This window comes from Pandoraea fibrosis (assembly GCF_000807775.2).
Taxonomy (GTDB): Bacteria; Pseudomonadota; Gammaproteobacteria; order Burkholderiales; family Burkholderiaceae; genus Pandoraea; species Pandoraea fibrosis.
Map to the genome: position 1 here is coordinate 5540621 of NZ_CP047385.1, position 19986 is coordinate 5560606.

Below are 19986 nucleotides of genomic sequence, written 5' to 3' on the forward strand. Positions count from 1 at the left end.
ATCAAGGCGCGCCCTCACCGGCGCGCCTTATGTCTTTTTGCAAGGAACTCCCCCATGTCCGTTACCCTGCTTCGCGGCGGCAATGTGCTCGATGCGGCCGCCGGCCGTCTGCTCGAGCGTCACGACGTCGCTATCGAGGACAATCGCATCGCCGCAGTCAGCGCCACACCGCTCGATATCGAGGGCGCCACGGTGATCGACGTCACCGGCAAGACCGTCATGCCCGGCATGATCGACTGCCACGTGCACGTGCTCGCCTCGCATCCCAACCTCGGCACCAACGCCAGTCAGCCGAACGTGCTCACCGTGCTCAAGTCGCTGCCGATCATGCAAGGCATGCTGAACCGCGGCTTCACGACCGTGCGCGACGCTGGCGGCGCCGACTGGGCGCTGCAACAGGCCATCGAACAAGGCGTGATTCCCGGCCCGCGCATCTTCCCGTCGGGCAAGGCGCTCTCGCAAACGGGCGGTCATGGCGACTTCCGTCCGCGCAGCGATACGCTCGAACCGTGCTCGTGTGCGTTTCGCGCCGGGGCGATCGGCCGCGTGGTCGATGGCGTCGACCCGATCCGCCTCGCCGTGCGTGAAGAGATTCAGAAGGGGGCGACGCAGATCAAGCTGATGGCGTCGGGTGGCGTGGCCTCGCCGGTCGATCCCATCGCCAATACGCAGTACTCGGAAGACGAAATCCGCGCTGCGGTGGCCGAAGCCGAAGCGGCGCAAACCTACGTGATGGCGCACGCCTACACGCCGCGCGCGATTGCGCGTGCCGTGCGTTGCGGTGTTCGCACCATCGAGCACGGCAATCTGTGCGACGCCGAAACGGCGAAGCTCATGGCCGAGAAAGGCGCATACGTGGTGCCCACGCTGGTCACCTACGACGCACTGGCCAAGGACGGCGCATCGCTGGGTCTGCCGCCGGAATCGGTGGCGAAGGTGGAGAGCGTGCAGCGCGCAGGGCGCGAATCGCTGTCGATCTACCGCGATGCGGGCGTGAAGATGGGCTTCGGCTCCGATCTGCTCGGCGACATGCACAAGTATCAGTCCGACGAACTGACGATTCGTGCCGACGTGCTGGGCACGGCCGACACGCTGCGCTCGGCGACGGTCATCGGCGCGGAAATTCTGAACCGTGTGGGTGAGCTGGGTGTGATCGCCCCGGGCGCCCTGGCCGACGTGCTCGTCGTCGACGGGAACCCGCTCGAATCGATCGAAGTGCTCACCGGTCAGGGCGAAGGCATCTGCTGGGTCTTCAAGGACGGCAAGATTGCCAAGCAACCGTAATCTGCGGGAATCTGCGCGGCGGTAACGGGCACAGTCACGGACAAAGTCCCTTTACTTGCGCACCGCAGCCGGATGCGATCCGCAAACGCCGCGATGCCTCGCACATCGCGGCGTTTCTTTATTTGCCGGGGATTTCACCACCGTTCAGGGCGCAACGGCACCTCGTTTACGACAATCCGTAAAACGAATGAAAAGCGCACGGGGGTGACGCTGCCTAGACTCCAGAGAATGTTGTCGACGGAGGGTCCCCCCAATGAAGCTCGTTCCGCAAAACTACATGCCGCTTGGCTTTGACGCCGTTGCTCCGCAATGGCCATCGGACAAGTCCACCTCATCAGCCGACTGGCGGCATGTCGTCGTTCGGCAACCTCCACCGATCCCTGGAGAATCATCGCCCCCCACCGATACCTCGCCCACCATCGAGTCCCTCCGCGAGGGCATTCTCGATAGCTTCGCGACGATCAAGCGCGATTGGAACGTCGCCGCCAAGGCGATTGCCCCCGACGCGGTACGCGGGAAACTCTCGGACGAATACGGCGTCATTTTTCGACTGTCCGAAACGGTCGCCACACATCAGGCCTCCGATATTCTCGGCATCGACGGACTGATCGAACTGTTCGACAGCGCCGTCGAAAGGCTGTGCAACGCGCGCGATATTTCCTTCTCGAAGTTCACGATCAAGAGTGTCGACTCGCAACGCTCGATCTCCGACCCGGAGCAATTGATGCCGAAAGCGCGGGCGGCACTCGATGCGCTGGGCAACCTGAAAGCAGCGCTCGACACCATGGTCTGCGCGTCTTCGGCACGGCAGTTGCTGGAAGACAAGCGACAGGCGCTGGACGGCGCAAAAATGACGCCGCAGGCGCTCAAACAGGCCAAGGCGGAGTTGCATGCGGCCTTCGAAGTCACGGGCAACCTGCTCAGCAAGACCGAGCCGCTGGTTCATCACTATCTGACGCAGGCGCAGCTCGCCATTCCGGCAGAGAAGCGACGATGGAAAACGAAAATCGCGATCCTCGTCACGTTCCTCGTCATCACGGTATCGCTGGGGGTCGCATCGATCGTGGCGCCGCCACTGCTTCCTGCCCTCACGGGCCTCGCCCTAGGGCTGAAGATCGCCACGACGGGGATGAGCATCGTGACGGCAACCAACGGCATCTTCAACGTCTTCGCCTACGCACGCAATCGCGGCTGGAGTCAGTTATCGACAGAAATCACGGCGGTGAAAAATTTGAATGACGCCGTCAATCGCGGCATCGAAGCCAGGCACGGGATTCACCAATCCGGCGCGACGACGCAGATGCAAGAGCGCCTCGACGGGATCAATCACGACGTCACTCACGCCACGCGCAATCAAGACACGCTCAATCGGAAACTCAGGAATTTCGACCACGTTCCCATGAAAACCCGACTTTGACTGCGGGCCGAGGGTTCGAACGCGGAACATTCACCAAGAGGAGATAAACCCAGCATGCTGCCTACCAACAATCCACCTTTCGCGCCAGTGTCGAATCCGGGGCAAAGCTATTTCGCGATGGCCGCCCAGGGACGGATGAGCGACGCCATCACCGAGGTCGAAACCGGACTGGCCGAACTTCTGAGAATGCAAAATGCCGCGCTCGCGCGCATCGATCATCTCATCGCCCGATCGGAAACACGCACAGTGACGCGCGCGGCCTCGGCCGACAACGCTCAATCGCTGGCGAGTATTGAATCGATGAGAAGCGACATCACACGATGCCGGTCGTGCGGCAATATCGAAACGATCACCACGCAACTCTGAGACACCCACCACGCGACAACAAAAAAGCAGCCCTGATGGGCTGCTTTTTCTTTACCGCCGACGTCCGATACGTCCGATACGTCGATCCGTCCGCCTTTCGGCGCGACCTTACTTCTTCCAGCCCGGCGTGACGAAGACCGAGCGCACATCGTCGAGCGTTTGCGAGACCGTCTCGCGCGCGCGTTCGGTGCCCGCACGCAGCATGTCCCAGACGAAGTCCGGCTGCTTGGCATACGCTTCGCGACGCTCGCGCATCGGGCGCAGCATCTCCTGCAAACGCTCTTCCAGACGCGCCTTCACCTTCGAGTCGGCCAGACCGCCGCGCACATAGTGATCCTTGAGCGCCTGCAAGCCTTCCTTGTCTTCGTCGAAAGCATCGAGATAGGCGAACGCGACATTGCCTTCAAGGTGCCCCGGGTCCTCCACTTTCAGATGCAGCGGGTCGGTGTAGCACTTCTTCACCGCCGCTCGGATCTCGTCAGGCGTCGACGAAATGTTGATCACGTTGCCCAGCGACTTGCTCATCTTGGCCTTGCCGTCGATGCCCGGCAGACGTCCGATCGGCGGCACGAGCGCCTTCGTTTCGACGAGAATCTCGCGATCGGCCAGCCGATTCAGGCGACGCACGATTTCGTTGGTCTGCTCGATCATCGGCAACTGATCTTCGCCGACCGGCACGAGCGTGGCGCGAAACGCCGTGATGTCTGCCGCCTGGCTCACCGGATACGTGAGGAAGCCGGCCGGAATGTCGCGCTCGAAATTACGCAGACCGATCTCCTGCTTGACCGTCGGATTGCGCTCCAGACGCGCCACCGTCACCAGATTCAGATAGTAGAACGTGAGTTCGGTCAGCTCGGGCAGCCACGTCTGCACGCAGATGGTCGTCACCGTCGGATCGATGCCGACGGCCAGATAGTCGAGCGCCACTTCCGAAACGTTGCGATGCACCTTGCCGCGATCGTCCGTGTTATCGGTCAATGCCTGGGCATCGGCGACCAGAATGAACTGCTTGTACTCGTGCTGATACGCCACGCGGTTTTTCAGACTGCCGACGTAGTGACCCAGATGCAGCGGACCCGTCGGGCGGTCACCCGTGAGGATCACCTTGCGATCCGCAGGTGCCTTCGAAACACTCATTTTCCTCTCCGTAATCAAGCGCTTATGGCAATCCCCGACGCCGTCCGGGCGGTGGACGGCTTCCCGTCGTCGCGCCATCGTCGGCCTCCGGTTCACCCAGTTGCGTCAACCGTAACCCCCGAATGGTAGCGCGTCGGCCCGATGACGGTATGAAAAACGCGAGCGTCGCGTACCGGCAAGTCCTGCCGGGCGAGAGACTGGCGCCCATGAAAAACGGGGGCCGTAGCCCCCGCTTTCGCATGCTTCAACGATTCTACGCAGCCCGACTCTCAGCGCGTCGTCACCACCGGAATCCCCTTGAGCGACTTGCCGCTGCTGCGCGCATGCGCCAGCGCTTGCTCGACAGCGTCGCCGGTTGCGGGCGTCACATCGAGTCGCGCGGCAATCGTCGCCTCGACACGTTTGGCCATCGCCAGATTCGCGAGCTTCACATGACCGTAGCCGCGAATCTTCGCCGGGGCTTCCGCCAGGGCGATCACGTCGGCCAGCGTGTCGGCCGTCAGGACAGCCAGCGCGCGTTCGATCGTTGTGCGGTAGTCCACGATCAACTGACGCTCCATACGGCGCTCCAGCGTGTAGCCGAAAACATCGAGCGCACCGCCGCGCAACCCACGCAGCTTCGCCATGCCACGCAGCACCGGCCACAGCCACGGCCCGATCGTCACCTTCTTCGGCACGCCACCGTCCTTGCCGCGCGCGATGAGCGGGGGCGCCATGTGGAACTCGAGTCGGAAGTCGCGGCCCGGCTTGCCTTCGAACGTCTCGCCCAGTGAATCGGCGAACGCCGTCTGCGCATACAGACGCGCCACTTCGTACTCGTCCTTGTACGCCATCAGACGCGACAGTTGCTGGGCGACGGCACGCGACAGTCGGCCCGGTGCGCCCGACACACGCGTCTCGGCATCGGCGACCTGCTTCACGAAGCGCGCGAACTGCGCGGCATACCCGGCGCTCTGGTACTGTGTGAGCAGATCCACGCGATGGGCGACGAGGGCGTCGAACGTCATGTCGTCGGCGACCGGGGCATGTACCGGCGCATGCGCCGACTTCGCCGTCGTCTCGGTCAACGCAGCCGGATCGCCCGCGGCCAACCGTCCGATGGCCAACGCCAACTGGTTCATCGGCACCGCCACGTTGTTCAGTTCGATGGCACGTTGCAGCGCGTGCAGCGACACCGGCACCAGTCCCAGTTGCCATGCGAAGCCGAGCATGATGATGTTCGCACCCATCGTGTCGCCGAGGAAACGCTGCGCGAGCGCTTGCGCGTCGCAGGCGTCGAGCTTGGCGTTGCCAGCAGCGTGATGCATCTTCGCCAGCAGTGCGTCGGCATGGAGATTCGCGTCGGGGTTCTGCACGAACGTCGCGTTCGGGATCGCGTGCGTGTTGACAACCACGCGCGTGCGGTCGCGGCGCACGGTTTGCAGCGCGTCGGCGCTGGCGCCCACGACCATGTCGCAGGCGAGCAGCACATCGGCCTGTTGCGTGTCGATACGCACCTGATTGAGCGCTTGCGGCGTGTTGGCGAAGCGCACGAACGACAGCACGGCGCCGCCCTTCTGTGCAAAGCCCATGAAGTCGAGCACCGAAGCGCTCTTGCCTTCGAGATGCGCGGCCATCGTGATAAGGGCGCCGATCGTCACCACACCGGTGCCGCCCACGCCCGTGACCATGATGTCGAATGGTGCGTCGCCGGCGAGTGCGGTCGGTTGCGGCAGCGCGTTCAGACGCCCTTCGAATGCCGCCTGATCGAATGCGGCGGCCAGCGCCTTCTTCAACTGCGCGCCCTTGACCGACACGAAGCTCGGACAGAAGCCGTTCACGCAGGAGAAGTCCTTGTTGCACGACGATTGGTCGATGCGGCGCTTGCGCCCCATCGCCGTTTCCACCGGCTCGACCGACAGGCAGTTCGACGCCACGCCGCAGTCACCACAACCTTCACACACGGCTTCGTTGATGAACAGACGGCGATCCGGATTCGGGAATTCGTTTTTCTTCCGACGGCGACGCTTCTCGGCCGCACACGTCTGATCGTAGATGAGCACGGTCGCGCCGGGAATCTCGCGCAATTCGCGCTGCACGGCGTCGAGTTCGCTACGGTGATGGAACGTCGTGCCCTTCGGGAACTGCCCTTCGTGACCGATGTACTTCTCGGGTTCGTCGCTCACCACCACGAGTTTCGCGATGCCTTCGGCCTCGACCTGACGCGCAATCTGGGGCACCGAAATCGAGCCGTCCACCGGCTGGCCGCCGGTCATCGCCACGGCGTCGTTGTAGAGAATCTTGTAGGTGATGTTCGCCTTCGACGCCACCGCCTGACGAATTGCCAGCAGACCGGAGTGGAAGTACGTGCCGTCACCCAGATTCTGGAAGACGTGCGCACGTTTGGTGAAATGCGAATGCGCGGCCCAATCCACCCCTTCGCCGCCCATCTGAATCAGCCCCGTGGTGTCGCGGTCCATCCACGACGCCATGAAGTGGCAGCCGATGCCCGCTTGCGCGATGGAGCCTTCCGGCACCTTCGTCGACGTGTTGTGCGGACAGCCCGAACAGAAATACGGCACACGACGCACGCCGTCTGCCGCATTCGACAGGATCTCGTGCGCCACGAGATCGACCACGCGTTCGCGACGATCCAGCGCCGGACGATGCTTCGCCAGCCACTCGGCGAATACCGGCAATACGCGCGACGGACGCAGCTCGCCCAATGCGGAGAGCAGCGCACGGCCGTCGGCGTCGGTCTTGCCCAGCACGATCGGACGCGTGCCCGTGGTGCGGTTGTAGAGGTACTGCTTGACCTGCTGCTCGACGACCGGGCCCTTCTCCTCGATCACGAGAATTTCCTTCAGACCGGCGACGAAGGTGTCCAGACGCGACATGTCGAGCGGGAACGACAACCCCACCTTGTAGATGCGCACACCGGCCGCGGCGAGATCGTCGACGGTGATATCCAGACGGCGCAGCGTCTCCATCAGGTCGAGATGCGCCTTGCCGCACGTCACGATACCGATGTCGGCGTCCGGCGCCGGGGCGATCCACTTGTCGATGCTGTTCACGCGGGAGAAGGCACGCACGGCTTCGAGCTTGTCGGCCAGACGCGCCTCCAGTGCGAGGCTCGGCAGATCGGGCCAGCGGTTGTGCAAGCCGCCTGCGGGCGCAACGTAATCGAGCGGCTCGACCCAGTCCGTGCGAATCTTGTCGAGATCGACGGTACCGCGCGACTCGACCGTCTCGGAGATCGCCTTGAGGCCCGCCCAGGCGCCCGAGAAACGCGACAGCGCATAGCCGTAGAGCCCGAATTCGACGAGTTCGCCAATGTCGGCCGGATTGAGCACGGGCATGCTCCACGACATCATCGTGAAGTCGCTCTGATGGGGCATCGACGACGACACGCAGCCGTGATCGTCACCCGCCACCACCAGCACCCCGCCGTGACGGGAGGCACCGTAGGCGTTGCCATGCTTGAGTGCATCGCCTGCACGGTCTACGCCCGGGCCTTTGCCGTACCACATGCCGAATACGCCCTCGACAGTGCGCTCAGGGTCGGCTTCCACGCGTTGCGTGCCCATCACGGCCGTGCCGCCCAACTCTTCGTTGATCGCCGGCAGGAACTTGACGTTGGCCGCATCGAGCAGCTTCTTCGCCTTCCACAACTGCTGATCGACACCCCCGAGCGGCGAGCCGCGATACCCGCTGATGAAACCCGCCGTGTTCATGCCGCGCGCAGCATCGAGCTGGTGCTGCATCAGCAGAATGCGCACGAGCGCCTGCGTGCCGGTGAGGAAAATCTGACCTCGACTGGCCGTGAGCGCGTCGGAGAGCTGGTAGTCGGGATGGGCCAGCGGGTTGGCCGTCGGCGTCGCAAGCGCGGCGCGCATGGGGGCATTCATTGGGTATCTCCTGATCCCCGTGACCGGTACGTCACCCATGGCGATCGTGCGTCGGCCGTGCTTCGGGGGCATTTGTTCTGTTCGTCTCAACGCACTTGCCGCATAGCGCGGGCACGCATTGGTATGCAAGCAGTGTATGGGGAGGCAGGAGAAAGATTTTTACTATTTCACTCCGTTTGGCGCACAATAAGAAACGTTCATTTCGCAAAAGGCGATTTTAAGAAATGGAATTACTCGATAACTTTGCCCGGCAGATCTTGCGTCTGTTACAGATCGACTCGCGCCGCTCGGCGCAGGAACTCTCCGAAAACGTGGGCCTATCGGCCACCCCCTGCTGGCGGCGCATCAAGGACATGGAACAAAGCGGCGTGATCCAGCGCTACACGGTACTGCTCGACCGGGAAAAGCTGGGCCTGCACGTGTGCGCGTTGGCGCATGTGCAACTCACGCGCCACACCGAAGGCGGCACGGAACAGTTCGAGCGGGAAATCCGCACCTGCCCGGAAGTGACCGAGTGCTACAGCACCACGGGCGAAGCCGACTACATCCTCAAGATCGTGGCGCCGGACATCAAAGCCTACGACGCGTTTCTGCACGAACACATCTTCCGCTTGCCCGCCGTCGCCAACGTGAAAACGAGCGTCGTGCTGCGCGAAATCAAGTTCGATACCAGCCTGCCGATCTGATGCGATCCTTTCCCCACATTCCCAATTGTTGACATTGCACGACGACCCACTTGACGTGCCGGTCTTTCTCCCGTAAAAATGCAAATGATTCTCATTTAAGTTCTTCGTCCCAAGGCCGAATATCCGCGGCCGGGTGGCACGAGATTTTTCGCCAGCCGCGCCTGCCAGCGTGTTCGTCAGCGTCGATCACGACGCTGCCTACACGCCGATTGCTACGAGCGCTCGCCAGCCAGAAACGGGGTTTTCTAGTACTGGGAGCCAGCAGTGAAGCAGTCGTCGAGCGGCGGGGGCCGCGCCTTTGTCATGTCCACGCGCCGGGAATACGGCGCCAACGGTTCGATCCGCGCCATGCGTGGCAACGGAAATCGGGCCGAAGACTCGCAACGCCAATCGGCGCGCGAGCCACGTCGGCGTCTGCACCCGCTTGCAGGCGCGGTGCTTGCCGCGTTCTGGTTGCCTGCCGCGTTTGCTCAGCAGGCGCCGGTCGAGGGCTCTACGCCACCGGTCCAACCGGTCAAACAGACCCAGACGCTCCAACTCGCGCAGCTATCGCCCGGCGCACCGTTGCAGCTCGCCGAAGCCAATCTTCGTGAGGTGAACGTGACGGCGACGCGCACGCCCACCGAGGCGGAACGCACACCGGCGTCCATTTCGGTCATTACCGATCAGGATCTCGAGGAGCAGCAGGCGCAAGACATCAAGGAAGCGCTGCGCTACGAGCCGGGCGTCACGGTGCGTCGCGCGCCGTATCGCCCCGCGTCGGCCGCCGCCGGTGGCGGTCGCGACGGCAATTCGAGCATCAATATCCGTGGCCTCGAAGGCAACCGCGTGGCGCTGTTCGAAGACGGCATCCGGATGCCCTCCTCGTACTCGTTCGGCCCGCTCGAAGCCGGCCGTGGCGACTACATGAGCATGGACCTGCTGCGCCGCATCGAAATCCTGCGCGGCCCGGCATCGTCGCTGTACGGCAGCGACGGCCTCACCGGTGTCGTCAACTTCCTCACCAAAGACCCGCAAGACCTGCTCGACGTGTTCGGCAAGTCGACCTACTTCTCGCTGCGCCCGTACTACAACTCCATGGACCGGAGCTTCGGCACCACCGCGCAGGCAGCGTGGGGGGGCGAGCAGTGGCAGGGCATGGTGATCATCGACGGCAACAAGGGACACGAACTCGACGGCAAGGGCACCAACAACTCGGCCAGCACGTCGCGCACGACCGCCAACCCTCAGGACAGCAACGGCGACTCGGTGCTCGGCAAACTGGTCTTCAAGGCCACGCCAAGCTCGACGTTCAAACTCACGGGCGAGACCGTGCGCCGCCGCGTGGACTCCAACGTGCTGTCGGCCGTCAACCCGCCAACGACGCTGGGTCTGAACACGAGCGACCGTCTCGAGCGTAATCGCGTCAGCCTCGATTACGACTTCAACGACGCCACGCAGACCTACGTCCAGAACGCGCACGCCCTGCTGTACTTCCAGGACGCGAAGAACAGCCAGTACGCCTACGAGAAACGCACCGCAGGGGACCGCACGCGCGACAACACGTACAAGGAGCGCACGGTCGGCGGCTCGCTGCAAGCGCAAAGCAACTTCGCGACCGGCCCGCTCACGCACAAGCTCGTGTACGGCACCGACGCGAGCCTCGCGTACATCACCAGCTATCGCAACGGCACCGTGCCGGGGGTGGGCGAATCGTTCCCGAACAAGGCGTTCCCCGACACCGACTACACCCTGTTCGGCGCGTATTTGCAGGACGAGATTCGCTACGGCGCGCTCACGGTGACGCCGGGCATTCGCTACGACGCCTACTGGCTCTCGCCGAAGCAGAACGATCCGCTGTACGTTTCCCAAACCAGCTCGGGCGCCCGTGTTCAACCGACGTCGTCGAACGACTCGGCGTTCTCGCCGCGTCTGGCGATCATGTACGAGATCGCGCCGTCGCTGATTCCGTATGTGCAATACGCACGCGGCTTCCGCACGCCGACGCCGGATCAGGTCAACAACGGCTTCTCGAATCCGATCTTCGGCTACATGTCGATCGCGAATCCGAACCTCAAGCCCGAGACGAGCGACACGTTCGAACTGGGGCTGCGCGGACGCCTGGCCACCACGCTCGGCCCGGTCACGTACAGCACGGCAGTCTTCGCGGGTAACTACCGCAACTTCATCTCGCAGCAGAACATCAGCGGCTCGGGCCGTCCGAACGATCCGCTCATCTATCAGTACGTGAACTTCAGCCGTGCCCGGATTCAGGGCTGGGAAGGCCGCGCCACGTGGGCCCTCAAGGGCGGCGTGACGTTGCGCACCGCCATGGCCTACACGCATGGCACCACGCAGGACAACGGCGGCGCCGATCAGCCGCTCAATACCGTCAACCCGTTCTCGATGGTGCTCGGCGTGCGTTACGAGCCGAACAGCACGTGGTTCGCGCAAGCCGATCTGCTCTTCCAGGCCGCCAAGTCGCAAGGTCAGATCGCGAAGACCTGCACGTCGGGCACGCAGCAGAACCAGAACTGCTGGGCCCCCCCGTCGTCGATCGTGCTCGATCTGTCGGGCGGCTATCACATCAACAAGAACGCCACGCTTTACGCGGGCGTCTACAACGTGTTCGACCGCAAGTACTGGAACTGGTCGGATGTGCGCAACATCGCCGATAACTCGACCGTCAAGGACGCGTATTCGGCACCGGGCCGCAGCGTGGCTGTGAGCCTGAAGCTCCAGTACTGATGCCACGCATCGATTGTCAGAACCGCGCCGGCGCGCCCGTACTTCGTCAGTTCGACGCCCGCCGGCGCATGCCAGCCACTGCCAGCAAACCCGCAACAAAGGACTCGCCATGATGAACGCTCAAAACGCCACCTCCGCCGCCCGTCCGGCATTCCCCGCGCTCGCCGATGTCACCCGTCTGCGCAGCGAATTCCAACGTGTCAAGACCGAACAGAACCTGCGCGACCGTGATGCCGCCGCCGCGCTGGGGGTGTCCGAAGGCGAGACGGTTGCCGCTTTCGTCGGCGAGCACGTTGTGCGTCTGCGCCCGGAATTCACCGAGATCGTCGAAGCACTGCCCGCACTCGGCCGCGTCATGGCGCTCACGCGCAACAACGCTGCGGTTCACGAAAAGGATGGTCAGTACGAGAAGCTCTCGCACACCGGCACGATCGGCCTCGGTCTGGGCAAGGACCTCGACCTGCGCATCTTCTATCACCAGTGGGCCTTCGGTTACGCCGTCGAGACGCCTGCGGAAAACGGCCCGCGCCGCTCGTTGCAATTCTTCGACAAGGCCGGCACGGCGGTGCACAAGATGTTCCTGCGCGAGCACAGCGATGTCGCGGCGTTCGAGGCACTCGTGGCGCGTTTTCGTGCCGATGATCAGACTCCCGGTGAGCACGTTGTCGCGGCCGGTGCGCCCAAGGCGGAAACGCCCGACGCCGACATCGATGTCGCCGGGTTCCAGCGCGACTGGCTCGCCATGACTGACACGCATCAGTTCTTCGACATGCTCAAGCGTTACGGCGTGTCGCGTGCGCAGGCCTTGCGTCTGGCGCCCGGAGGTCATGCCCGCAAGGTGCCTGCCGCTTCCGTGCGCACGTTGCTTGACGACGCTGCAGGCACCGGTCTGCCGATCATGGTGTTCGTAGGTAACGCCGGCATGATTCAGATCCACACCGGCCCCGTCAAAAACATTCGCGTGATGGGGCCGTGGGTCAATGTGCTCGATCCGGGCTTCAACCTGCATCTGCGCGAAGACCTCGTCGACACGGCGTGGGTCGTGCGCAAGCCGACGTCTGACGGCATCGTCTCGTCGCTCGAACTGCTCGACACCTCGGGCATGGTCATCGCCATGTTCTTCGGTGAGCGCAAGCCGGGTCAGGCCGAACGCGAAGACTGGCGCGAGACGCTGGTGCGCGTGGAGGGTGCCGCAGGTTCGGATGACGTAGCGGAGGCAACGGCGTGAACGAGCCATACAAGCCACTCGAGACATTCGGCATGCGCGGCACTTCGCGTCGCGCGCTGCTGAGCGGGGGCGCTGCGCTGGCCGCTGGCGCGTGGCTGGGCACGCTCGTGCCGGCGACGCTGGCCAACGCGGCCAATGCTGACACCTCGGGCAAGACGGCCAAGTCCGATCAGAACGGCCCCAGACGCGTGGTCGTCGCCGGCGGCGCGCTCACCGAGATCGTGTATGCGCTCGGTGCACAGGACCGTGTGATCGCCAACGATCTGACCAGCCTGTATCCGGAGGCCGCCACCAAGCTGCCGAAGATCGGCTATCTGCGCACGCTCTCGGCGGAGGGCGTGTTGTCGCTGCATCCCGATCTGCTGCTGGCGGGCGCGGAAGCCGGCCCACCCAACGTGCTGTCGCAGATCGCGGCGGCCGGGGTTCCGGTCAAGCGCTTCACACACGGCTACACCGCCGAACTGGTGCGCGACAACATTCGCGACGTGGCCGCAGCGCTGCGTATCAGCGACGCCGGTGTTCGCGTCACGAACCGCTTTACGTCGGACTGGCTGCGGATTCGCGACCAGATCGAACAACGCTACGGCATCCAGCGACGTCCGCGCGTGCTGTTCATCCTCGGCCATACGGGCAATCAGGTGATGGTCGCGGGGCAGGACACCGCGGCCGACGCCATGCTCGCGTATGCCGGTGCCGAAAACGCGTTGCGCGGCTTCAACGGCTACCGCCCGCTCACGGCGGAAGCCGCCGTCGCGGCGCAGCCCGACGTGCTGCTCACGACCACGACCGGCCCGTCGTCCGCCGACCCTACGGCAGCCCTGCTCGCGCAGCCGGGCCTGGCGAACACGCCCGCAGGACGCGCCAAACGCGTGGTGAGCTTCGACGCGCTGTATCTGCTCGGCTTCGGTCCGCGCCTGCCGCAGGCGGTGGCCGATCTCGCGCAGCGCGTGCACACCGCGTAAATGCACCCGGGCCGTCCAGAAACCCGCCTTTCGCCAGTGAACGAAGACATGTCAGCCGCTCCTCCGATTCCGAAGTCGTTGCCGTCCAGCCGCACCGAGACGGCGAACGCCTCGGCCACCGCCGCCGCATCGGCACACTCCGGCGCGGCGCGCCGCCGCCCTGCGCGATGGATCGTCATGACGGCGCTGGTCGGATTACTCGCTGTTGCCGTGCTTGCCGCGTTGTGCGGCGGGGCATATCGCATTGCGCCGGGCGACGCCATCGTCGCGTTGTTCCGTGGCGCCACGGGAGACTTCGCGCAGGATCAGGCACGCAACGTCATGTTGCAGATCCGGCTGCCGCGCATTGTCCTCGGCATTCTGGTGGGTGCCGGATTCGGTGCCGCCGGTGCGGCGTTGCAAGCCCTCTTTCGCAATCCGCTCGCCGACCCCGGCCTGATCGGCGTGGCCAGCGGCGCGGCACTCGGTGCGGCGGGCGTCATTGTGCTGGGCGGGGTCATGCTGCCCGCGGCGCTCGCTGCGTCGCTCGGGATATGGATGCTGCCCATCGCCGCGTTCGTGGGCGCGCTTGGCGTCACTGCGCTCGTCTATCGGCTGGCGGCAGGACGCGGACGTCTCGCGTTGCCCCTCCTGTTACTCGCAGGCATCGCCATCAATGCGGTTTCGGGGGCCGCGATCGGCCTGCTCACCTACCTCGCCAACGATACGCAGTTGCGCACGCTCACGTTCTGGACGCTCGGCAGCCTCGGCGGCGCGCAATGGTCGATGCTGGCCATCATCGTGTGGCCGGTCGTGCTGGGGGTGATCGCACTCGCCACGCAGTGCCGCTCTCTCAACGCGTTGTTGCTGGGCGAAGCGGAAGCGTTGCATCTCGGCGTTGCCGTGCAATCGGTCAAGCGGCGCGTGATGGTGGCGTGTGCGCTGTGTGTCGGCGCCCTCATCGCGTCGAGCGGCATGATCGGTTTCATCGGTCTCATCGCGCCCCATATCGTGCGTCTGGTGGTCGGTCCCGACCCGCGCGCGGTGCTGCCGGCCGCGGCGCTCTTCGGCGCGATCCTGACACTACTCGCCGACCTCGTCGCGCGCACCTGGGTGGCGCCGGCCGAGCTGCCGCTGGGCATTCTCACGGCACTGCTCGGTGCCCCGTTCTTCCTCATGCTGCTGTGGCGACGCCGCGGACAGTTCGGGCTGTGATCACACCGGACCGACGATTCAGGACATCGCTATGCTCAGTGCACACGACCTCACGATTGCTCACACCGATTCGCCCGTGCTCGACGGCTTGTCGCTCGATATTCGTCCCGGTGAATTGCTGGTGCTGCTCGGGCGAAACGGCGCAGGCAAAAGCACCTTGCTCAAGGCGCTCGCCGGGGAGCCGCTGCCACCGCGCGCCCATCTGAGCGGCCCCATCACGCTCAACGGTGCGCTGCTCTCGCAATACAGCACGGCGGCGCTGGCGCGTCTGCGCGCCGTGCTGCCGCAAACCGCGCAGTTGTCGTTTCCGTTCAGCGCACTCGAAATCGTGTCGATGGGGCGGTTGCCCTTCCCGAGATCGCGCAGACGTGGCGATACGGGCAAACCGCAGAAAAGCGACACGGAGATCGCAACACTTGCGCTGGAACGGGCAGGCGCACTGCCGTTGCTGCATCGCGACGTGATGACGCTCTCGGGAGGCGAATGGGCGCGGGTGCAATTCGCGCGCGTGCTGGCGCAGTTGTGGCCTGACGATGCCCAGGCCCCTTCGGTGCCGCGCTATCTGCTGCTCGACGAACCGACGGCGGCGCTCGACCTCGCGCATCAGCATCACCTGCTCTCGCTCACGCGCGAACTTGCCAGAACGTGGGGGTTGGGGGCGATGGCGATCGTGCACGACGTGAATCTCGCGGCACGCCACGCAGACCGCATGGCATTGCTCGCCAACGGACGCATTCTCGCTACCGGCACACCGCGCGACGTGATGCGCGCCGACCTCATCGAGACAACGCTGGGCTTGCCGGTCCATGTGATCACACCCGAGACATCGGGCCTGCCCAGGCTTGCCGGCGCTTCGGCAGGCGTACCCTTCGCGCTACCCGCCTGAGCAGACAACGCGGTTCACGCGTCTGCGTGATCCGCGTTGCGTCAGAGGGTCATTGGCGTCGTGTGCAACGCAAGTGTTGTCTTACGACGCCGGCACGCCATCCTTCGCGAGATTGGCGCGTGCGCACAGCACGGCGGCCAGATCCCACAGCGCATATCCCACGCTCTTGAAAAGCACGGGGCCGCTCGACCGGAAACGATCGGGCGTGATGATCGCATCGAGAAGGGGTGCGGCGCGGCCCCAGTCGATGGCTGCGTGCAGCAGATCGCCGGCTTCGTGCTTGACCTCCCACGTATCGACGACGAGCGTGCCGCGCACAGCGGCGTCGCGGCATAACTGCGGCGGCAACTCGCGCATGTCGGGGCGGAACGCGCCCACGCCCGCCACGAAGATGTCGTCGCGCCAGCGATGCACATCGCTATCGGGTAACACTGGCTCGCTGCTGGTCGTCGCGGTAATCACGATGCTCACCGTGCTCAACACCGGTTCGATGGCATCGATCACGGTGGCCTCGACGCCAAGGGTGGCAGCGTGATCGGCGAGCGCATGCGCGCGCTCCGGACTACGCGAGAAGATCATGAAGTGACGTGTCCCCATCCCGGCGGCAAAGGCTTCGAGATGCGCGCGCGCCTGCACCCCCGCGCCAACGATCAGCACGGGGCCTTTGGGACGCGGTGCAAATTTGCGTGCGGCGAACAGCGTGACGGCGGCGGTGCGACGCCCCGTAATGGTCGGTCCATCGAGCAGCATCAGACGCTCGCCCGTGTGCGGATCGAACACCATCACCTCGCCGATGATGGACGGTTTGCCGGCGCGGCAATTCTCGGGATGCACGGTGATGTGCTTGGTCATCGCGACGTCGCGATTGGCCGCGGGCATCACAAGCAACACGCCGCCCCGGCGGCCACGTTCATGTTCGGTCAGGGAAAAATGCAGGCGCTCAGGCGCGCGCGCGGTGCCCGAGCGCATCTCCATGAGCATGGCTTCGATACCGTCGGCCAACTGAGGATAAGGCAGCAACTGCGCGGTTTGGCGCGCGTCCAGCGTGATCATCGATATGTCTCCGCTCCGGGGCGTGCGCTATCGACGGCAGGGTTTTGCACTCGTCGCCGTCACATCGCGTCACGCATTGCCAAGTCTGATTTCAGTGTAGCGCGCATCGCGTGGACGCGTCTGCCACATCAAAAATTATTCCTGACAAAATCGCCTCGCGCGCACATGCGCTCAGCGACTCGCATTGCGCATGCGCTTGCCGTCGGCCAGCGTCGCACCGCGTACCTCGAAGCGAATGCTGTCGCGAACGGCACCGGCCGCGTCGACGAGTTCAAGCGTATGCCGCCCCGGCCAAGGCAACCATCCCACGCGCGCGCCACCGGCGAGCGGTTTGCCGTCGAGCCGCCACGCGGCCCCCTTGGGCCATGCGGCCGCCACCTGGAACCACAGGCGCTGATTGGCGGGCGGGATGTCGGGATCCAGGGCCACGATGGTGCCGTCGGCCGGACCGGCAATCCGCCAGAGGGGGCCGCCCGGCGCTTTGGTCGCGAGCGCAGACAGCGCAATCGTACGCTGCGATGTACCGGGGAGAAACCACTCTTCGCGTGTGGGTTCCACATGCTCGGCATACTGCACTGCGACATGTTCGAGACCCGGCGGCGGAGCCGGTGGCAGACTCGCCGTGCGGCGATGGAGGTAGTCCATCACGCGATGCCAGATGGGCGCTGCGCCCGACACGCCGGAGACGTCCCACATCGGCGCACCGTCGGCGTTGCCGACCCACACCCCCACCGTGTATCGCCGCGAGAATCCGACGGCCCAGTTGTCGCGCATGTCCTTGCTGGTGCCGGTCTTGACTGCCGTCCAGTAACGGGTGGAGAGCGGACTGTCGAGACCGAACGTGCGCGTGCGGGCCTGCCGGTCGGCGATCATGTCCGACACGATGAAACTTACCTGCGGCGAAAAGACGGTCGTGGGCGCATTGGCCTGCGCACTTCCCTTTGCCTTATCGCCACTGCGCGGCGGCATCGTTTCCGGCATGCGCTCGTTCACCTTGCTGGCGGCGCCACCGTTGGCCAGCGCGCGATATGCGTTCGTCAGCGAAAGCAGTGTGACGTCCGCGCTGCCCAGCGCGAGGCTGTATCCGTAGTAGTCGCCGCTCTGCGTGAGCGGCAAGCCAAGGGCGACGAGCGTTTGCGCGAAGCGGCGCGGCGTGACCATTACGAGCGTGCGCACGGCGGGCACGTTCAATGAAGAGCCGAGCGCCGTGCGCGCGCTCACCCATCCCTTGAAATGGCGATCGTAGTTCTGCGGAATGTACAGACCGCCGCCCGTGGGCAGATCGATGGGCGAATCGTCGAGAAGTGACGCTGCCGTTAAACGCTGCTCCGCGATCGCCTGTGCGTAGAGAAATGGCTTGAGTGTCGAACCCGCCTGCCGCAACGATGTCACGCCGTCCACCTGTGCGGCGGACGACAAGGCCCCCGACGATCCCACCCAGGCGAGAATGTCGCCGCTGGCGTTATCGATGACGACGATGGCGCCATCCTGCACATTGCGCGAACGTCCCGGCGTGCCGAGTTCACGCAGCGTTTGCTGCAACGTGGCGACGGCCACGCGCTGCAAATTCACGTCCAGCGTACTGGTGATGCGCGTGCCCGCAGGCGGTCGGCTCGCGCTGAAGACGCGACGCGCAAAGTGTGGCGCGAGGTTCACCGCGTCGCGCGTTGTCATCACGTTGGCCGGCCGGGAAAACACGAGTTGCGCGTAGCCGTCGAGCCCGGTGCATTCTGCCCCCTGCCCCATGTCGCGCAGAATGCCGCAAGCGCGTTGCGCCACTCGATTGGCAGCGGCATTCGGGGCCCGCAACAGCGCAACGGCCAGTGCCGATTCGCGTGCGTCCAGCCCGATGGGCAGCTTGCCGAAGAGCGTCTGCGCGACAGCCGAGATACCGACGAGTTCGCCGCGAAACGGCACGAGGTTCAGGTACGCCTCGAGAATCTGATCCTTGCGCCAGCGCTGCTCCAGCCATACTGCCGTGGCGGCCTGACCGATTTTCTGTGTGACGGAACGATTGCGCGCACTGGGGCGAAGATCGTCGTCGAGCAGTCCCGCCAACTGCATCGTCAGTGTGGACGCCCCACGTGTGCGCGAGTGCCAGAGATTCCCCCATGCGGCAGCGGCTACACCTCGCCAGTCGACGCCGCTGTGCTCATAGAAGCGTTTGTCTTCCGAGACGATCAACGCCTGACGAAACGCTGGCGACACCTCCGCAAGCGTCACCCAGTCGCCGCGCTGCGCCTGCATATCGGCGCGCAGCCGCTGCAACGGTTCGCCATGCCGGTCCAGAAGCATCCAGTCCGACGCCCGCCAGTCCTGCCGCACTTCGTCGAACGACGGCACCGCGCGCGCGGGTGCCGACGCCAGAAGCCACCCGAGCGCCAACCCGACGCTCAGCAGAACATGACGCGCTCTCCTCCACCGACGAACCTCAGGCACTACGCACATGCGCCTCGTCCTCTTGCGCCAGGCGCGGCCCACGCACTGCCATGATGCCGGCCGTCAGCAACAATTGCGCGAGCGCGTAGAGAATCCAGATCGCGTACTCCTGCGCCGGAATTGTGCCAACGAAGCGCGTGGTGCCGATCAGGGCGTCCGAGATCGTGAAGAGCAGCGCACCGACGGCGACCCACTCTCCGCGAACGTCGGCAAGCAGCGCCGCCGACGCCATCATGGCCAGCACAATCACGTAGCACGCCACAGGCGCCTTGAGTTCCCCCATGCCGGGCCAATACATCGCATACGCAAGCGCCGCCGTGACCCACACGAGCACGATCGCAACGCGATGCCAGCCGGGCACCTGCGCCCATGGCCGACGCACCCGCCAGAAGAGCACGAAGTAAGCGAGGTGGGCGAGCAGAAAGGCCCCCAGTCCCAGCACAAAGCCTTGCGTCAATGCCGGCAAGGCCAGCAAGACATCGCCCGCTCCCGAAAAGATCAGCGCGGCGTGCAACCACACGCGCTCGCGCTGCACGCGGTGATATAAAGACGCGAACAGCAGTAGCGCGCACAACAAAGCCTTCGCGACAGCCTGGTCGGCATACGGCGCCCCGCGCAACGCGAGCGCATAGGCCGCGCCCGCGATGGCGGCGAGCCACCAGAAACGCCGCGCCTCGCGGGGCAGCGCCGCCGCCGGTGCAAAGAAGTTCGACGTCATGT

14 protein-coding genes are annotated in these 19986 nt (G+C 64.8%); 9 read left to right on the forward strand and 5 right to left on the reverse strand.

Annotated elements, in window-relative coordinates; all coding sequences use genetic code 11:
• Positions 1 to 54 precede the first annotated feature (54 nt).
• The 3 genes from PI93_RS24475 (at position 55) to PI93_RS24485 (ending at position 3067) form a co-directional block, all read left to right on the forward strand.
• Entirely contained in the window at positions 55 to 1284 is a 1230-nt protein-coding gene (locus PI93_RS24475) for a metal-dependent hydrolase family protein (RefSeq protein WP_039366275.1), read from the forward strand.
• Positions 1285 to 1537: 253 nt separating this feature from the next.
• Positions 1538 to 2701, forward strand: a complete 1164-nt coding sequence (locus PI93_RS24480; RefSeq protein ID WP_039366273.1) for a hypothetical protein — start codon at positions 1538 to 1540, stop codon at positions 2699 to 2701.
• Positions 2702 to 2755: 54 nt separating this feature from the next.
• Complete coding sequence (locus PI93_RS24485) at positions 2756 to 3067, forward strand: hypothetical protein (protein ID WP_039366270.1); 312 nt, start codon at positions 2756 to 2758, stop codon at positions 3065 to 3067.
• A gap of 108 nt (positions 3068 to 3175) precedes the next feature.
• Here PI93_RS24485 and trpS read toward each other — a convergent pair whose 3' ends face one another.
• Both trpS and PI93_RS24495 read right to left on the reverse strand, forming a co-directional pair.
• Positions 3176 to 4204, reverse strand: a complete 1029-nt coding sequence (trpS, locus tag PI93_RS24490) for a tryptophan--tRNA ligase (RefSeq protein ID WP_039366267.1) — start codon at positions 4202 to 4204, stop codon at positions 3176 to 3178.
• Positions 4205 to 4473: 269 nt separating this feature from the next.
• On the reverse strand, positions 4474 to 8079 hold the full coding sequence (locus PI93_RS24495; RefSeq protein WP_167525584.1) for an indolepyruvate ferredoxin oxidoreductase family protein: 3606 nt from the start codon (positions 8077 to 8079) through the stop codon (positions 4474 to 4476).
• 236 nt (positions 8080 to 8315) lie between these two features.
• On the opposite strand from PI93_RS24495, the gene PI93_RS24500 reads away from it, so the two are divergent.
• The 6 genes from PI93_RS24500 (at position 8316) to PI93_RS24525 (ending at position 15774) form a co-directional block, all read left to right on the forward strand.
• Positions 8316 to 8777 (forward strand): Lrp/AsnC family transcriptional regulator, encoded by a 462-nt coding sequence (locus PI93_RS24500; RefSeq protein WP_010806630.1) that lies wholly within the window; start codon positions 8316 to 8318, stop codon positions 8775 to 8777.
• 348 nt (positions 8778 to 9125) lie between these two features.
• Entirely contained in the window at positions 9126 to 11504 is a 2379-nt protein-coding gene (locus PI93_RS24505) for a TonB-dependent hemoglobin/transferrin/lactoferrin family receptor (protein WP_407945375.1), read from the forward strand.
• Positions 11505 to 11613: 109 nt separating this feature from the next.
• A complete protein-coding gene (locus tag PI93_RS24510; RefSeq protein WP_039366958.1) occupies positions 11614 to 12732 on the forward strand; it encodes a hemin-degrading factor in 1119 nt (372 codons plus the stop codon).
• 32 nt (positions 12733 to 12764) lie between these two features.
• A complete protein-coding gene (locus PI93_RS24515) occupies positions 12765 to 13694 on the forward strand; it encodes a heme/hemin ABC transporter substrate-binding protein (RefSeq protein WP_039366978.1) in 930 nt (309 codons plus the stop codon).
• A 48-nt stretch (positions 13695 to 13742) separates the two neighbouring features.
• Positions 13743 to 14888 (forward strand): FecCD family ABC transporter permease, encoded by a 1146-nt coding sequence (locus PI93_RS24520; protein WP_052240459.1) that lies wholly within the window; start codon positions 13743 to 13745, stop codon positions 14886 to 14888.
• A gap of 31 nt (positions 14889 to 14919) precedes the next feature.
• Complete coding sequence (locus tag PI93_RS24525; RefSeq protein WP_039366961.1) at positions 14920 to 15774, forward strand: heme ABC transporter ATP-binding protein; 855 nt, start codon at positions 14920 to 14922, stop codon at positions 15772 to 15774.
• A gap of 81 nt (positions 15775 to 15855) precedes the next feature.
• Here the strand turns inward: PI93_RS24525 and PI93_RS24530 are convergent, their stop codons facing one another.
• The 3 genes from PI93_RS24530 to PI93_RS24540 all read right to left on the reverse strand — a co-directional run bounded on the left by PI93_RS24530 (position 15856) and on the right by PI93_RS24540 (position 19984).
• Positions 15856 to 16827 carry a delta(1)-pyrroline-2-carboxylate reductase family protein gene (locus tag PI93_RS24530; protein WP_039366964.1) on the reverse strand — a complete coding sequence of 324 codons (972 nt, stop codon included), beginning with the start codon at positions 16825 to 16827 and terminating at the stop codon, positions 15856 to 15858.
• A 171-nt stretch (positions 16828 to 16998) separates the two neighbouring features.
• Entirely contained in the window at positions 16999 to 19275 is a 2277-nt protein-coding gene (gene pbpC / locus PI93_RS24535) for a penicillin-binding protein 1C (protein WP_039366968.1), read from the reverse strand.
• The gene (locus tag PI93_RS24540) at positions 19259 to 19984 is read right to left on the reverse strand and encodes a lysoplasmalogenase (RefSeq protein ID WP_080759053.1); all 726 of its coding nucleotides are present in this window, start codon (positions 19982 to 19984) and stop codon (positions 19259 to 19261) included. Before PI93_RS24540 ends, pbpC begins: the two co-directional genes overlap by 17 nt.
• Between the last annotated feature and the right edge of the window lie 2 nt (positions 19985 to 19986).